The 16,004-nt window shown below is 53.0% G+C and carries 15 protein-coding genes; 2 read left to right on the top strand and 13 right to left on the bottom strand.

Translation table 11 applies throughout. The annotated features are described in order from the left end of the window. The 13 genes from PKH29_07300 to PKH29_07240 form a co-directional block, all read right to left on the bottom strand. Positions 1-1,118 (bottom strand): ATP-dependent Clp protease ATP-binding subunit (locus tag PKH29_07300; GenBank protein HNX14644.1); only part of this gene is annotated, 1,118 nt, incomplete at its 3' end. Positions 1,119-1,133: 15 nt separating this feature from the next. Next, complete coding sequence (locus PKH29_07295; protein ID HNX14643.1) at positions 1,134-1,706, bottom strand: CDP-alcohol phosphatidyltransferase family protein; 573 nt, start codon at positions 1,704-1,706, stop codon at positions 1,134-1,136. A gap of 13 nt (positions 1,707-1,719) precedes the next feature. Then, positions 1,720-3,066 carry a CvpA family protein gene (locus PKH29_07290; GenBank protein HNX14642.1) on the bottom strand — a complete coding sequence of 449 codons (1,347 nt, stop codon included), beginning with the start codon at positions 3,064-3,066 and terminating at the stop codon, positions 1,720-1,722. Between the two features lie 116 nt (positions 3,067-3,182). Then, positions 3,183-4,373: a DUF5711 family protein gene (locus PKH29_07285; GenBank protein HNX14641.1), complete on the bottom strand. Its 1,191-nt coding sequence runs from the start codon at positions 4,371-4,373 to the stop codon at positions 3,183-3,185. A 38-nt stretch (positions 4,374-4,411) separates the two neighbouring features. Continuing rightward, positions 4,412-5,179: a tRNA pseudouridine(38-40) synthase TruA gene (gene truA / locus PKH29_07280; GenBank protein HNX14640.1), complete on the bottom strand. Its 768-nt coding sequence runs from the start codon at positions 5,177-5,179 to the stop codon at positions 4,412-4,414. Beyond that, entirely contained in the window at positions 5,176-5,994 is an 819-nt protein-coding gene (locus tag PKH29_07275) for an energy-coupling factor transporter transmembrane component T (protein ID HNX14639.1), read from the bottom strand. The genes truA and PKH29_07275 overlap by 4 nt, the downstream gene beginning before the upstream one ends. Before the next feature lie 63 nt (positions 5,995-6,057). Then, positions 6,058-6,921 carry an energy-coupling factor transporter ATPase gene (locus PKH29_07270; protein HNX14638.1) on the bottom strand — a complete coding sequence of 288 codons (864 nt, stop codon included), beginning with the start codon at positions 6,919-6,921 and terminating at the stop codon, positions 6,058-6,060. A 112-nt stretch (positions 6,922-7,033) separates the two neighbouring features. Then, positions 7,034-7,870, bottom strand: coding sequence for an energy-coupling factor transporter ATPase (locus PKH29_07265; protein HNX14637.1), 837 nt, complete (start codon positions 7,868-7,870; stop codon positions 7,034-7,036). Continuing rightward, entirely contained in the window at positions 7,871-8,737 is an 867-nt protein-coding gene (locus tag PKH29_07260; GenBank protein ID HNX14636.1) for a class I SAM-dependent methyltransferase, read from the bottom strand. Next, positions 8,734-9,792, bottom strand: coding sequence for a Holliday junction branch migration DNA helicase RuvB (gene ruvB / locus PKH29_07255; GenBank protein HNX14635.1), 1,059 nt, complete (start codon positions 9,790-9,792; stop codon positions 8,734-8,736). The genes PKH29_07260 and ruvB overlap by 4 nt, the downstream gene beginning before the upstream one ends. Positions 9,793-9,841: 49 nt before the next feature. Continuing rightward, the gene (gene ruvA, locus PKH29_07250) at positions 9,842-10,441 is read right to left on the bottom strand and encodes a Holliday junction branch migration protein RuvA (GenBank protein HNX14634.1); all 600 of its coding nucleotides are present in this window, start codon (positions 10,439-10,441) and stop codon (positions 9,842-9,844) included. 57 nt (positions 10,442-10,498) lie between these two features. Then, the gene (gene ruvC / locus PKH29_07245; protein ID HNX14633.1) at positions 10,499-11,002 is read right to left on the bottom strand and encodes a crossover junction endodeoxyribonuclease RuvC; all 504 of its coding nucleotides are present in this window, start codon (positions 11,000-11,002) and stop codon (positions 10,499-10,501) included. Further along, positions 10,999-12,702: a M3 family oligoendopeptidase gene (locus PKH29_07240; GenBank protein ID HNX14632.1), complete on the bottom strand. Its 1,704-nt coding sequence runs from the start codon at positions 12,700-12,702 to the stop codon at positions 10,999-11,001. Before PKH29_07240 ends, ruvC begins: the two co-directional genes overlap by 4 nt. 321 nt (positions 12,703-13,023) lie before the next feature. On the opposite strand from PKH29_07240, the gene PKH29_07235 reads away from it, so the two are divergent. Continuing rightward, positions 13,024-14,571: an ABC transporter substrate-binding protein gene (locus PKH29_07235; protein HNX14631.1), complete on the top strand. Its 1,548-nt coding sequence runs from the start codon at positions 13,024-13,026 to the stop codon at positions 14,569-14,571. Positions 14,572-14,769: 198 nt separating this feature from the next. After that, on the top strand, positions 14,770-16,004 hold a 1,235-nt coding region (locus PKH29_07230; protein HNX14630.1), incomplete at its 3' end, for a hypothetical protein.

Below are 16,004 nucleotides of genomic sequence, written 5' to 3'. Positions count from 1 at the left end.
GGGTCGCGCAGCGACGCGCAGGCGGCGGCCTCATCGAGCAGGTCGATGGCTTTATCCGGCAAAAACCGGTCGTTGATATAACGTTCCGACAGCTCGACGGCGGTTCTGATCAGCGATTCGTCCACCGAGACGCCGTGAAATTTTTCGTAATAACTCTTTAAACCCGACAGCACGTTCACCGTCTCGTCGACCGAAGGCTCGTCGATCACGACCGGCTGGAAACGCCGCTCAAGAGCAGCGTCCTTTTCGATGTGCTTGCGATATTCCTTGAAGGTGGTCGCGCCGATGACCTGAATCTCACCGCGCGAGAGCGCAGGTTTCATCAGGTTGGCGGCGTTCATCGCGCCGTCGGCGGTGTCGCCCGCGCCCGCGAGGTTATGCACCTCGTCAATGAACAGGATGATGTTGCCGTCGGCTTTGACTTCATCGAGCAGTGCTTTCACCCGCGCCTCAAACTGGCCGCGGAATTGCGTTCCGGCCACCAGCGCGGTCAGATCAAGCAGATAAACGTCTTTTTGGCGGAGCACGAACGGCACATCACCCGCGATGATGCGCTGCGCAAGCCCCTCGACGATCGCGGTTTTGCCCACGCCGGGTTCGCCGATCAGACAGGGGTTGTTCTTGGTGCGGCGGGATAGGATCTGGATCATGCGCCCGATCTCGCGGTCACGGCCGATGATCCGGTCGAACCCGCCGTCGCGCGCCTGTTTGGTGAAATTCGTGCAGTAGCTGTTCAAAAACTTCCGTTTTGCGTTTTGCTCCTGCTGCGGGTCTTTCGGCTGTGCCTTCGCCGCACCGGTTTTGGGTTCCTGCTGTTTTCCCGGCTCGGGGTTTTTGCTCATCATTCCGCGCAAAAACGAGGGAAACGTCGCCGAACCGCCCGGAGACGCGCCGTCTGCGGACTCATCTTCCTGCGGGCCCATCATCTCGCCGAGCTGCTCGGACATCTCCTCGAGGTCGTCATCGGAAATGCCCATTTTGCTGATAATATCGTTGACCTGCGGGATGCCGAGTTCTTTGGCGCAAACCAAACAAAGGCCCTCGTTGGTCTTTTTCTCGCCCTCGATTTTGCTGATGAAAACAACGGCGGGTCTTTTCTTACATCTGCTGCAAAGCATGAATGAATCCTTTCATCAATAGGTTTCCTGAGCGATGTCTTTTAATGCTCTGCCGGTCAGCGCGGACTTCGCGAACACGCCGACCAGGATCTCTGAATAACCCCACATCGAAAACGCCAGCATCGCAAGCAGCAGAGCGGATATCGCGAGAATCGCGGCTCTCGGCAGACCGGGGAAAAACGTGAACGCCGCCACCGCGCAGTAAATCAAAAACGTCGTGGTTTTTCCCCACCATTTTGCGGTTACCACAAAACCCTTCTTCAGGACCACAAGCCCCCCCGACAGCATGAGAATCTCTTTATAGACAATAAAGCAAAACAGGGGAAGCAGATACGGAAATTTAAAGAACAGGCAGATAAACACGGCCACCTGAGTCAGTTTGTCGGCGATCGGGTCGAGCACTTTGCCGAGTTCGCTGATCTGGTTGAATTTCCGCGCGATCGCGCCGTCAAACAGATCGGTCAGGCCCGAGACGGTCAATACGATGCCCGCGATCAAAGCGCCGCTTTTATAATCGGAAAAATAAAACCAGGCATAGATCGGAATCAGGACGATTCTGAAGATGGAAAGTATGTTTGGTATGGTCAACGCCGTTCCCCTTTCAGCCCGCGGATACGCCGGATTCAACGCTTTCTTCGGTGAAGTCGAAATCCTCCTCATTGAAATCGAAATCGTCTTCATTGAAAGATTCCTCTTGTGAGCCCGAATTGCCGACCGTCACGGTATCGTCGCCGCTGCCGTCCCCGTAAATCAGCTTTGCCGCCGTTCTGCAGGCGAGCGAATTGTCGACCGCCCGAACGTATTTATCGTTTGTGATCAACGGTGAGACACTGACAAACCCGACGACAAGCACCGCCGAGACAATCAGCCCGCCCGCAATGCCGAGTATACCGCCGAGCAGCTTGTTGACGCCGCTGACGATCGGTATCTTATCTATTATACCGCTTAACAGTCTGGCAAACAACATCAAAATCAGTCGAATCAAGAGAAACATCACGACAAAAACCAGGCAGCTGACCAGTTTGACCGCGATGGTGCGCGCGGCCTGTCTCGCGGTCGCGAGCAGATCCTGGGTGTAGCCGTTGACCGTGTCGGTGATCACATCGCTTGCGGAAGTGACTTCCGTCGCGGTGGGCGGCGAGGTGATTTTTGACGGCGCCGATGGGGAAGCGGCTGAGGCCTTTGAGGCCTTTGACGTCTTTGATGAACTGCTCCTCGAACCCGAAGAGACGTTTGAAGTCCCGGATGACTTTGACGAAGCTTTTGACGATGATTTGGAAGACGCCTTGGAGGATGCTGCTTTTGCAGCCACGGCGGCGGCCTCATTCTTTTTCTGTACGTTCAGAATCGGATTTTTGACGTCCACTTTCACGCCCAGCATGCTGATCGCCGCCGGGATTTTGGCGCTTCCGCTCACGCCTGCGGCTTTTAAAATCGGTGTGGGGTCGATCGACGTACCATACTTTTTATTATATGCGCTCACGCAGGACGAAATCGACTTATTGGCGCAGGCCGTGGAACACAGGAAGTTGACGAGTCTCTGCATCTCGTCCGGGTTCATTTTTGCGACGAGGCCGGGATCGAGTTTCGCGATGATCCCCTCAACATTCTTGAGTTTATTGATGTCGAACGTCGAGGCGAGTCTCGGCGCAACGAAAACAGTCGTTCCGCCCAAAAACAATAACCTGCTGGTCTGTGAACCTGCCGTTTCGGATACTGCGGTCTCGGCTTCTTCTCCGCCGAGGTCAAACCCCAGCGCAGCGGACAATTTCTTTTCGAGGTAGCCGTCGTACAGCTTTTCGGAAATCGGCGGCGAAAACGTATAGGCGATGACAAAAGCCAGCACCAGACTGACAAGGCCGACCAAGGTCTTGACAAAGCCGCGTTTAAACCCAATGATCACACTGAGAATGACAATCAGCACGATGACGATGTCGACGACCGACATTTACTCTTCCACCTCTCACGCGTATCTCTTTCGGTTCCAAAAACCGTATGCGCGCATAAGCGCACAAATAACATTTTATACCACTGTCCGCTTTTTTGCAAGCGTCATCTGCTGTTTTAAGAAGACGTCCCGGAGGGTTTTTGTAAAGAGGAGAGAGAAACGCGCGAAATTTTATCTTTCCCCGCGAAAATGATAAAACGATCTCCCAAAACCGCGGCATTCGTATCCAAAGAACAGTCTTCCGAACCCGCGATTTTTCCGGCTTCATCAAGCAGTATGAGCTTGCTGCCTGAAATACAAACAGCTTTTTCATCCCGGACCGTTAATCCTTTGGATTGTCCGGGAACCTGTGCCGTCCACACGATCCCCTTCGCGTTATAAACGCTTAAAGTGCAGCCGACGCCCTCCGGGTTGTCTGACAGCAGCCCGACAGTGCCGTCCGCGGACACGGAAAAAGCCGCAAGCCCGGTGTAATCAGCCTGCCACACAGCTTCGTTTCCGGCGTTCAGGCGCACGGCGGCACGGTCAAAGACGATCACAAGCCCGCCGTCATCGCAGTATTTCATATCCAGCGCCAACAACCCGGTGAAGCTCCGGGTGAACACCGGATCGGGTTTTCCCGTATCATAAACCGTGAGATTGCTGCTGAGCTGTCCGTTTGCTGTCTCCGTCACGATCACCGCGCAATACTTTGCGCTGCTGTTCAGAGCGATCCGGGTCAGGTTCGGGGTCTTGAAAAACTGCGAGAACATCTCCTTATGGGAACTTGAAAAGATGGTCAGTTTGGACGAATATTCGCTCGGCGCGGTCAGGAGCGCGTAACTGCCGTTTTTTGCGCATGCCATTCGGACGATTTTATCGGCGCTCTCCTGTTCAAATACCCGGCCTTCGGCGTTGAAAAATTGAAATTTCGTGCCGCCTTTTTCGTAAATCAGAGCAGATTTGTCGCCGATTGCCGCCGTCGTTGAAGCCATCGCGTACCGGTAATAGAGCGCGTTATCGGCGCGCAACAGGAAACAGCCCGAATTCGCCGCGAGAATGCCGCCGCTTCCGAACCCGGAAATGGCCGCGATTTCCTGTCCCGCGATGTCGGCGGGATATTCAATGACGACGCCCGCGCCGTTCTCTGCCGCCTGAATGCGCTGCAAAATCGCCACCGGTGAGAGCCGGTCCCAGTTCAGCGCGATCAAAACGATGACGGCTGCAGCGAGCAACAGCAGAATAAAACGCCTGAGTTTGATTTTCCGGCGTTTTTTGCTGCCGCGTTTTTGACGCTGTTCTATGCTCTTTTCGTCATTCTCCTCCACGATTCCCGGCCCCTTTCTCATCGTCGTTAATGAAAGCTTCAGCTTTCTTTTTCATGCGAAATGATATCATAGAAAACCTTGTCCAGGTAAAGCCCGTGCGGCGGCAGCGTCTTGCCCGCCCGCTCCCGGTCGCCCGAGGCGATGATGCCCGGAATCGAATCGGCTTTGATCTTGCCCGCCGAGACATATAACAAGGTGCCCGCCATGATGCGGACCATATTGTATAAAAACCCGTTTCCGGCGACGTAATACCGCACGATGTCGCCGTCCCGGATCACCTCGGAGCGGTATATCCTCCGGTCGCTGGTCACGTTCTGCGCGCCCGAAGCGCAGAACGCCGAAAAATCATGGTGCCCGAGAAAATGCTTTGCCGCCTCGTCCATGAGTTTGTCGTCCATCGGGTATTCGTAGTGCAGGGAATAACGGTCTAAAAACGGGTTCCGGCTTTCGGTGTTCGTGAACTGGTACATGTACTGCTTTGCCACCGCCGAGAACTGCGCCGAGAAATCGAGGCCGACCTCTTTGACCTCAAGCACCGCGATATCGTCGGGCAGCGCGATGTGCAGCGCTTTAAACAGCCCTTTTTCGGGGATGTCGCTCTCGGTTTTGAAACTGAAGACGTATCCGTTCGCATGTACGCCGGCATCGGTCCGGCCGCAGCCGGTGACTTTGTGCCGGGTCTTCAGGACCTTTTTGATCGAATCCTGCACCGCCTGCTGAATCGTCATGCTGTTTTGCTGAATCTGCCAGCCGCCGTAATTGCCGCCGTCGAAGGCGATGGTGACCTTGAAGTTTTTCATGCTCATTTGGGGATCACCGAAGGCAAAACGGCGTTCAGCCAGATCACTCCCGCCGTGACCGCAGCCGTCAGCAAGGCCGCATAGGCGTCGAGTGAAGTGGCTTTCATCTGTTTCAGGCGCGTTCTGCCTTTTCCGCCTGTATAGCAGCGGCATTCCATCGCGAGTGCGAGTTCGTCCGCGCGCTTGAACGCCGACACAAACAGCGGCACCAAAATCGGAATCAGCGCTTTGGCCCGTTTCAAGGGCCCGCCGCTCTCAAGGTCCGCGCCGCGCGCTTTCTGGGCGTTCATGATCTTCTCGGTCTCGTCGATCAGCGTCGGGATAAACCGCAGAGCGATCGTCATCATCATCGCGATGTCGTGTACGGGCACTTTGATCCACGAAAGCGGCTTCATCAGCCGTTCGAGCGCGTCGGTCAAAACGATCGGCGAGGTTGTGAAGGTCAACAGCGAACCGCCGAGCAGCATAAAGATGATGCGCATCGCCATCATCGCGCTGAGCAGTAACCCCTCTTTGGTGATCTTCAACACCCAGAACTGCCATAAAATCTGCCCTTCGACGTAAAACATATTCAAAATCACGGTGAAGAGGATAAAAGGAAGCAGCGGCTTAAAACTTCTGATCAACAATTTGGCGGAGATTCGCGAAGCGGCGGATGCACCGATCAACAAAACGGCGACCAATGCCATGGAAGCGAAGTTTTTCGCCAAAAAAACCAACACCGTGAACGTGATGATCAGCACGGTTTTGAAGCGCGCGTCAAGCTTGTGAATGAACGATTTTCCGGGGACGAACTGGCCGAGGGTGATGTCTCTAAGCACGCTTTAAAACCATCCTTTCGTAGATTTTGGGATGTTTGGTCTTTTTTAGTTCAACCAAAAAGATCAAACTCCACCCCCGTTTCGTATTAAGCGGAGCACCTCGTCGCGGGCGGCTTCGAGCGTATAGGCGGAACAATCCGCGTCATAGCCCATCTCCCGCAGTTTTAACAGCACTTTCGTGATCTCGGGGATATCCAGACCGGTGTCGTGCAATAAATCGGCGCGCGCAAACACGGCTTTGGTGCTGTCGTGCAGAAGAACCCTGCCCTTTTCGAGCACCAGCACCTTTTCGCAGTATTTCGCGATTTCCTCCATCGAATGGCTGACGAGCAGCACCGTTGAGCCTGTCTGCTCACGGTAATTCTTAATTTGATCCAAAATCCGCTCGCGTCCGCCGGGGTCAAGGCCCGCCGCAGGTTCGTCCAAAATCAGAACTTTCGGCTCCATGGCAATCACGCCCGCAATCGCCGCGCGGCGTTTCTGACCGCCCGAGAGCTCAAACGGCGACCGTTCCAAGAGTTCATCCCGCAGGCCGCAAAACTGCGCCGCTCTGCGGACTCTGCGGTCGATCTCATCGGGCTTGAGCCCCATGTTTTTCGGGCCGAACGCGATGTCTTTATAGACGGTCTCCTCGAAAAGCTGATATTCGGGATATTGAAAGACCATGCCGACCGCAAAGCGCAGCTCGTGCAGCTTGTAGCCCTTGGCCTGGATGTTTTCGCCGTTAAAACCGATCTCGCCGCCTGTGGGCTTTAAAAGGCCGTTCAGCATCTGCATCAGCGTCGATTTTCCGCTGCCGGTGTGCCCGATCACGCCCAAGAATTCGCCTTTTTCCACGTCAAAGCTGACCCTGTCGAGCGCCGTTTGAGCGAACGGCGTGCCGGGGCTGTAGATATGGGTGAGGTCTTTGACGCTGATTATCGACATTCTTCTATCCCTCCTTTCGCAGAAGCCGGGATGTTTTGTCCGACTTGGCAAAGATTTTTGATCTGATATCAGGTGTAAAGGACAAAACTCCCCAATTTGAAAGATTTATCTTTCAAATTTTGCCCCCGATCAGCGCCGCAATCTCCTCAGCGCACTCGGTTGCGTTTAACACCGTCTTTTGAATCGGAAGGCCGGATTTTTTCAGTTCTTCGGCGAGTTTGGCCGCCGGAGGAATATCGAGCCCGAGTGAGCGCAGAAAGTCGGCTTCGGAAAACAGGGTTCTCGGCGGGCAGTCGCGCATCAAAACGCCCCTGTCCATCACCAAAACTCGTTCGGCTTTGGCGGCCTCGTCCATATAGTGGGTCACGAACACCACCGTGATGCCCGACGCATTCAGCCGCTTGATGGTCGTCATGACCTCTTTGCGGCCTTTGGGATCGAGCATGGCGGTCGGTTCGTCCAGGATTAAAATTTTCGGGTTCATCGCGAGAATACCCGCGATGGCAACCCGCTGTTTCTGACCGCCCGAGAGTTTATAGGGCGGCCTGTCGGCGTATTCGCGCATTCCGACTTCATCGAGCGCGGTGTCCACGCGCTTGCGGATTTCGGGCGGCGGGACGCCGAGGTTTTCGGGCGCGAAAGCGGTGTCTTCCTCTACGCTGGTCGCGACGATCTGGTTATCCGGGTTTTGAAAGACCATGCCCGCGTTTTTGCGGATCTCGTTCGTCAGTTTTTCGTCGGCGGTGTCCATTCCGAACACGGTCACCTTGCCGCAGGAGGGCACCAGTATCGCGTTGATCAATTTGGCGAGCGTCGATTTGCCGCTGCCGTTGTGTCCGAGCACCGCGACAAATTCCCCCTCGCTGATTGTCAGCGAGAGGTCGCGGATGACCGGTTCGTTCGGGTCATATTCAAAATCGACATGGTCAAATACGATTGCTTCGTTCATCTATCTTGCCGTCCAAATTGCCGTGCCGCCGCAGGGCAGAATCAATCCCGTGCTCTCCACGGGCAGGCCGATCTCTTCGGCGGAGACCTTTCCGCCGCGCTTTTTCGCGATCTCCACACCGAGCAGGTAGGCCACCGCGGAGGGGGCAAGCCCGGTCGTGTAGGAGTTTATCATAACAAATTCCGCGTCGTCTGCCAAGAGGTTTGCGCAGGAGGCGACAAATTCATGGATCTTCGATTCCAGCTGCCAGACCTCGCCGTTCGGGCCGCGCCCGTAAGACGGCGGATCCATGATGATGCCGCGATATTTGCTGCCGCGCCGCGTTTCGCGTTCGACAAACTTTAAACAGTCGTCCACGATCCAACGGCATTTGGCGTTCGCAAGTCCCGAGATTTCGGCGTTCTCCCTGCCCCACGCCACCATGCCCTTGGACGCGTCGACATGCACAACTTCCGCGCCTTCGGCCAAACAGGCCAGCGTCGCGCCGCCGGTGTAAGCAAACAGATTCAGCACCGGAAACGGCTTGTCCGCTTTGGCGATGATCTTCCGGCTCAGATCCCAGTTGACGGCCTGTTCGGGAAATACGCCGGTGTGCTTAAAGCCCATCGGCTTGAGATTAAATTTTAAATCCTTATAGCGCATCTGCCAGACGTCGGGGACTTTTTGGCGCATTTCCCACGAACCGCCGCCGGTGCTCGAGCGCACATAGCGCGCCGCCGCCGTTTTCCAGCGGGAGTCGGTTTTCGGCGTATTCCAGAGTACCTGAGGGTCGGGGCGAATCAAAACAACCCCGTTCCAATCTTCGAGGCGTTCCCCGCCCGACGCGTCGAGCAGTTTGTATTCGGTGTGTTCGTTCGCAATTCTCATAGTAATGATTGTTGGCCGGGCATTGAATTGCCGGGCATTTGAATGCCGAGATGACGGCAGGCCGCCGGGGTGATGCATCTGCCGCGCGGGGTGCGGGATAAAAATCCGATCTGCATCAGATACGGCTCGTAGACGTCTTCAAGGGTGATGGATTCTTCGCCGACCGCCGCCGCAAGGGTCTCAAGGCCGACCGGGCCGCCGCCGTAGGAGGTGACGATCAGTTTTAACATTCTGCGGTCGATGGTATCCAAACCGAGTTCGTCGATTTCCAGGCGGGAAAGCGCCATATCGGCGAGCTTTTTGTCGATCACGCCTTCGCCCTCGACTTCCGCGAAATCGCGCAGGCGTTTTAACAGGCGGTTTGCGATACGCGGCGTCCCTCTGCTTCGTCCGGCGATCTCGACGGCTCCGCTGCGGTCGCAGGGAATGCCCAAAATCCCGGCGCTGCGGGTGACGATGGCGCAGAGTTCCTCTTTGGTATAGAGTTCAAGGCGCAGATTGATGCCGAACCGGTCGCGCAGCGGTGAAGTCAGCTGTCCGGCTCTGGTGGTCGCGCCGATCAGCGTGAATTTTTGCAGATCGACCCGGATGGAGCGCGCCGCCGGGCCTTTTCCGATGATGATGTCGAGCCCGTAGTCCTCCATCGCGGGATATAAAACCTCCTCGACGCTGCGGGAGAGGCGGTGAATCTCGTCGATGAACAGCACATCACCCGCCGCGAGGTTGGTGAGCAGCGCCGCAAGATCGCCCGGGCGCTCGATCGCGGGGCCCGAGGTCACGCGGATATTAACCCCTAATTCATTTGCGATAATGCAAGCCAGCGTGGTTTTCCCGAGACCCGGAGGGCCGTATAACAGGCAGTGGTCGAGCGGTTCGGCGCGTTTTTTCGCCGCCTCGATAAAGACCGCGAGATTTTCCTTCGCGGTGGTCTGGCCGATATATTCGAGCAGCGTTTTCGGGCGCAGCTTGTTGTCGTTGTCGACTTCCTCGCCCTGGCTCACAGGGCTGACGAAGCGGTCTTCGAATTCGTTTTCGAAATGGTCGTTAAAGGGCATTGATTGGACCGTCCTTTCGCAGATAAGTTCGATAAAGAATCTTCAAACTTTAAAACTTCCCGGAGAGTTCTTTCAGACCGTGGCGGATCATGTCCTCGACCGGCATATTCCGGTCATATTTCGCCACAACCGCCGCCGCGTCGGTTCTTCCGTAACCGAGCGAAACCAGCGCCGCGATGGCTTCTTCCATCGCGTTTCCGGTCTCTGCGGTGATGGCTTCGATCAGTTCCGCGTTTGTCCCGCCGACCCCGCCGACCTTGTCTTTGAGTTCCAACACGATGCGCTGGGCGGTCTTTTGACCGATGCCCTGCGCTTTTTGCAAGCGTTTATAATCCCCCGCCGCGATGCACAGCGCGAATTTGTCGCTGTCAAGTTCCGAAAGCACCGAGAGCGCCGATTTCGCGCCGACGCCCGAGATGCCGATCAAAAGTTTAAAACAGTCGAGTTCCGCATGATCGGCGAAGCCGTATAAATCCAACGCGTCCTCTTTGACGCAAAGATGCGTGAACAAAAAGGCGTTTTCATCGATTTTCGGCAGCTTTTTGACCGTGTTCAGCGAGCAGTGGCACAAAAACCCTACGCCGCCGCAGTCGATCACGGCGCTTGAGGTGTCTTTATGAATCAGGGTTCCGTTGAGGCAATAAAACATCTATGGATAGCCATCCTCTCGTAGTGCGTTTGATAAATCTATTTTTCTAACACACGTTTATTTGTGATTGCGGTAAATGGCGGCGATGGCGGACCCCGATGAATGGGCGTGGCAGACGGCCAGCGCCAGCGCGTCGGCGGCGTCGTCGGGTTTTGCGGCTTTTTCCATCCCGAGTATCATCCGCGTCATCTCCATGACCTGTGCTTTTTCGGCTTTTCCGTAGCCCGTGACCGACGATTTGACCTGTAAAGGCGTATATTCGAACATCGGCGTTCCGCTCTTTTGCAATGCCAGACATACGACGCCGCGCGCCTGCGCCACGGCAATGGCGGTCTTGGAGTTATTCGTGAAAAAGAGCTCCTCGACGGCGGCGCAGTCGGGCTGATATTTTACGATCAGCTCCGTCAGCTCGTCGTAGATCATCTCCAGCCGCCGCTGCATCAAAATCCCCGGCGGCGTCAGCACCGCGCCGTAGCCGACCAGACAGAATTTCGGATTGCAATAATCCACGATGCCGGTCCCGACGGTCGCATAGCCCGGATCGATGCCCAAAATTCTCATTTTGAATATTGCTTCTCAGCTTTGCCGATCTCGTCCATCACGGTTTCGACGATCTTCTGAACCGTCCCCTCCTCAAAGGGGTTGGACAATCCGGCCAGTTTCAGCAGTTCGAAATAGCCCTTGCTTCCACCGGCTTTGCAGAGGTTGAGATAGCCCTCCCAGGCGGCTTTTCGGTCGGCGAGCATCTTCTGATAAAACTCGAAAGCGCCCATCGCGGCAAGCGAGTAGTCGATATAGTAAAACGGATAGAGGAAGATGTGCTGTTTCTGCATCCAGAAACCGCCCTCTTCGAGGAAATCGAACCCGTCGTAATCGCGCCACGGCAGATATTTTTGCTCAAGCTCATGCCAGATCTTCCGGCGGCTCCCGGCGTCGGTCTTATCGGCTTCAAACACTTTATGTTGGAACTCGTCGACGCAGACGATATAGGGAATCGTGAGCAGCGCCTGCGTGAGATGGGCAAAGCGGTATTTGTCGGCGTTTTCGCCGAAGAAGCTCTCCATCCACGGATAGGTGAAATGCTCCATCGACATCGAATGGATCTCGTTGATCTCGCTCGTGGAGATATAATATGCCGGGATCGGCTGACAGCGGGAGGCGAGATACCCCTCGAGGGCATGTCCGGCCTCATGGGTCAGCACGTCGACGTCGGCGGAAGTGCCGTTGAAATTCGAGAAGATGAACGGAGCTTTATACTCGGAAAGCGAGGTGCAGTAGCCGCCCAGATGTTTTCCCGGCCTCGTCTCGAGGTCAAACAGCTCGTATTCGACCATAAAGTCGAAAAACTCGCCGCTCTCGGGGCTGAGTTCGCGGTACATCTTCTGCGCCTTTTCAACCAGCTCTTTGGCGGTTCCGACCGGATTCGGGTTGCCGTCGGGGAAGAAAAAGGTCTCGTCATAATATTTCAGCTTTTCTACGCCGATGCGCTCGGCTTGCTTTTGACGCAGCTGCTCGCAGGCCGGAACGAGGTATTTGACCACCTGCTCGCGGAATTTCGCCACATCGTCACGGGTATAATCGACCCGGTGCTTGCCGAGATAGGCCATCTCGATATAATCGCGCAGTTTGAGTTTTTTAGCCATCTTTCTGCGCAGTTTGACCAATTTATTATAGATCTTGTCCAGTTTGGGTGCCGCGTTTTTATATAGGTTGCCCCATGCCAAAAACGCCTCTTTGCGCTCCTCGCGGTCCGCCGCTTCCATATGCTTTAAAAGACCGTAAAAATTGCACTTCTCGCCGCGGAAATCGGCGCTGCAGGCCGCCGCCGCTTTTTTATAGTCGTTGCACAAAAAGCTCTCGCGCATCAAGTTGAATATGATTTTTTTATTCGCGAGTTTCAAATCGATCTCGGGGTCGGAGAACATATGTGTTCCGAATTCTTTTTCAAAATCCGGGCGGAATTTCGTATTGAGCAACGCCGTCAGCATTTTTTTCTGCAGGGGGATCAGCGAGGGCGCGGCGCGGTTTAGAAATTTCATCTCGCCGTCGTAAAATTCATCGGCGGTGTTCATCGTATTGCGCACGCTGGCGATGACGAACGTCGTGGACAATTCTGCGTCGAATTCGTCGATTTTCAAATAGGCGGCTTTTGCGTGTTCATAGTCGGCCGCCGCCTTGAATTCTTTGAGCAGTGCGGCGTATTTTTTCTTGGTCGTTTTGATCGAAGGACGCTTGTATTCCAGCTCGCTGAACTTCTGCATCGACGCCACTCGCCTTTCCCAAAATATTTAATTTATTATACCATAATCCGCCGATTCTGTAAAGGCAGGCGGTATGTTGCCGGTCATAAACACTGCTGTCCTCAAACTTACCCGCGCGCCTTTCCCGCCCCGGCGGTTTTCCGATATAAATCGGGGACAGAATAATCAGCCGCCGGTTTATCAGCGGAGAAACCCTATTGTTTTATTTCCGTTTGCTTCACGAAAATATCACAGAATTAACCATTTAATGTCATAATTTGTATATATCATATGAATGGTAGGAACTGATATTGAAAATTTCATAGTACAGGAGCAAAAATTATGAAAAACCATATAAAACTCCTTATTTCACTTTTCACCTGTTGTCTGATGCTGCTGTCCGGCTGCGGAACCGCCTCAACATCGCTGCCGGGCATTTTGAATCCAAAAACCGGTCAGGTATCAACCATAAATATCCTCGCTCTTGATTTTTTTACAGCCGATTCGGAAAAAGCCGAACAATATAAAGAGGACTGGTTGGAGGACATATCTCTTCGATACGGTGTTAAATTAAAGGTAACCTCATGTTTTTACAAAGATGGAGTATATGATAATTCCGTTATACCCCAAATACAAGATGTGTTAAACGGAAAAACCGCATTTGCGGGTTTAATGGAACTCCGTTCTTCGCAAATATCGAGTTATACGATGAATCAACTCCTGCCGTTAGACGATTATCTTGCCGATAATCCGGTTTGGCAATCCCTGCCCGATGAGTTAAAAGACGCTTTTAAAATTGACGGACATATTTATGCGATACCTGCCAATGTATTTCGGGCGCAAAACGCCCGCATGATCAAAGATGAGGCATTAAAAGAGGCCGGAATTGCCGTTGCCGATCTCGAATCATTCAGTGATTTTGCGAAAGCATATACACAATCAACCGGTAAAACCGCTCTCATTTCTTATTATCTGACGGGTTTAACCGACCTTTTAAACGCGTTCGGGCTTTATAATATGAATGAAACCCCGTTTAGTTATGATCCCGCCGAAAATTGCTGTGTGGATTTTTTAACAAAAGGCGCCGCCGTTGACATGCTTGAATATCTTCGGGCGCTTTATCAAGCGGGCGCATTGTCTGTCAGCTTCGGTGATTTTTCTGTGAATGTATATCAGGATTTTAATGATGGCACAACCTGCACATTTTATGTTCAGTACTTCGATTATGAAAACTGCGCCGAACTGTTTACTTTAAATCCCGAATACCCGCAGATCGCCCTTACCTCCGTGGATGGTTTTGCAATGACCAAAGACACTCCGCAGCCCAAAGAAACCATCAATCAGTTTCTGAATATGCTGTTCGGCAGCAAAGAAAATTACCTCGAATGCTGGCTGGGTGCTTCCGACAACTATGTCCTGAACAGCGACGGAACCGTCACAGTCAAAATGCCGCAAAACGCCGACGGAAGTTTTTCATACCCTCCCATGCCGAATTTAACCGGCGGCATGTCAGATATTTTCCCCTATTCGGATGCGAATGTCTTTTTCAGCCAAAACGGCGTTATCGGTAAAGGATCGGAAACCGAAGCGGGTATACAAAATGACCGATTCACAATTCTGTATGATTCATTTAAAAAGGGATCGATCGTCGAAGTTCCGGCGTTTTACCAAACAACTATTTTTAATAGCATTAACACAGCCGTGAAAAACGATAATTACATCATGACGCTGTATAGGGACTGCATCAAAGATGCGATGACGAGCTCCGAATATACGGTCCAGCAAGTCGTAGATAATTACCGGAAAGAGATGTTCAACAACGGCGGCAATGCCTTGCTCGACCAAATAAACGCCGCCATCGGCAAAAAAACCGCCTATTATTACGATTAACTTACCTCCCTTGTTAAAGGGGAGGGAAGGAAATTCACAATGTGAATTTCCCGGAAGAATTGCTTGCAATTCTTCTTGACACCTTACAGTGGTGGGGGGATTCCGTCCCACCTGCAACGGTGGGGGGATTCTTATTACATTTCGAAGTGGAAAGTGTAAAGTTTAAAACGTAAAGTTAATATGAAAAGGGGAACAATCATGAAGAAACTTTTTAAACTCGCTGTATCTCTGTTCATCTGCGGCCTGCTGCTTCTGTCCGGCTGCGGATCGGTAACCACAACCTCCCTTCCGAAAGAACTCATCGAAAAATCAGGTGATTACCCCAAGTCCATTAATCTCATCGCGCCGGATTTTTTTAAATATACCGGAGCGCCAAACGCCGAAGAGGCCAAGCAGAAATGGCTGGACGACATGTCCGAGCGGTACGGCGTTAATATTAACATCTTCGGGAATTATGGTGAAGCCAATAAAAGCGGCAGCGGTTCATCGAGCCTGAGATCAGTTAATAAATCATCTGTTCATTATTTACCTGAATCTTATATTCCTTTAGACGATTATCTTGCCGATAATCCGGTTTGGAATTCCCTGCCCGAAGACTTCAAATCCCTCTTTAAAGTGAAAGGTCACATTTATGCGATTCCGGCTTCTGTTTCCGAGGGGGTACTAAAAGCCCGTGTTTTTCATGACGAAGCGCTGCTGACAGCCGGAGTCACCGTGACCGATCTCAATTCATTCCTCGCTTTCGCTGAGAATTACAGAAAGAAAAATGGATACCCTGTCGACAGTTCCGTATTTTCGGGTGTGACGGATATTCTGAACGCTTTCGGGCTTTTCCCCGGAACCGACGAATACACTCCGTTCAGTTATGATCCGACTGCGGATTGTTATGTGGACTGGCTGACAAAACCCGCCGCTGCCGGCGCGCTGGAGTATATACAGAAGTTAAATAATTACAAGTCGCTTGCATGGAAGAATGCGGAGCAAATCGATGAATTATTCAATTCCGGCATGTTGGCTTCGAGATATGTTCCTTATTATGATTATATAAACTGCACCGAAGTATTCACTTTGAATCCCGAATACCCGCAGATGATATCCACTGAAATCAGAGGTTTTGCCATGACTGCGGATACGCCTCAGCCGAAAGAGACCATCAATTTCTTAGTTGACATGCTGTTCGGTTCGCAGCAGTGCTACCTCGAATGCTGGCTGGGTTCGGATAATTACATCCTGAACAGCGACGGCACGCTCACGATCAAAATGTCAACGGACTCCGAAGGCAATGCCGTGTTCCCCTGCTGCCCCAATTTAGCGAGCGGCTTAACGGAACTCTTCCCCTTTTCGGACGCGAATATTTCATACAGCCAAAGCGGTGATGACGGCACCGATATCGGCACCGACGCCGACGCCAAAAATAAAGCGCGTTTGAAGAT

This window comes from Oscillospiraceae bacterium, assembly GCA_035353335.1.
Lineage (GTDB): Bacteria > Bacillota > Clostridia > Oscillospirales > JAKOTC01 > DAOPZJ01.
The sequence above is the reverse complement of the archived record's forward strand: the minus strand, read 5'-3'. Positions and strand labels throughout refer to the sequence as shown.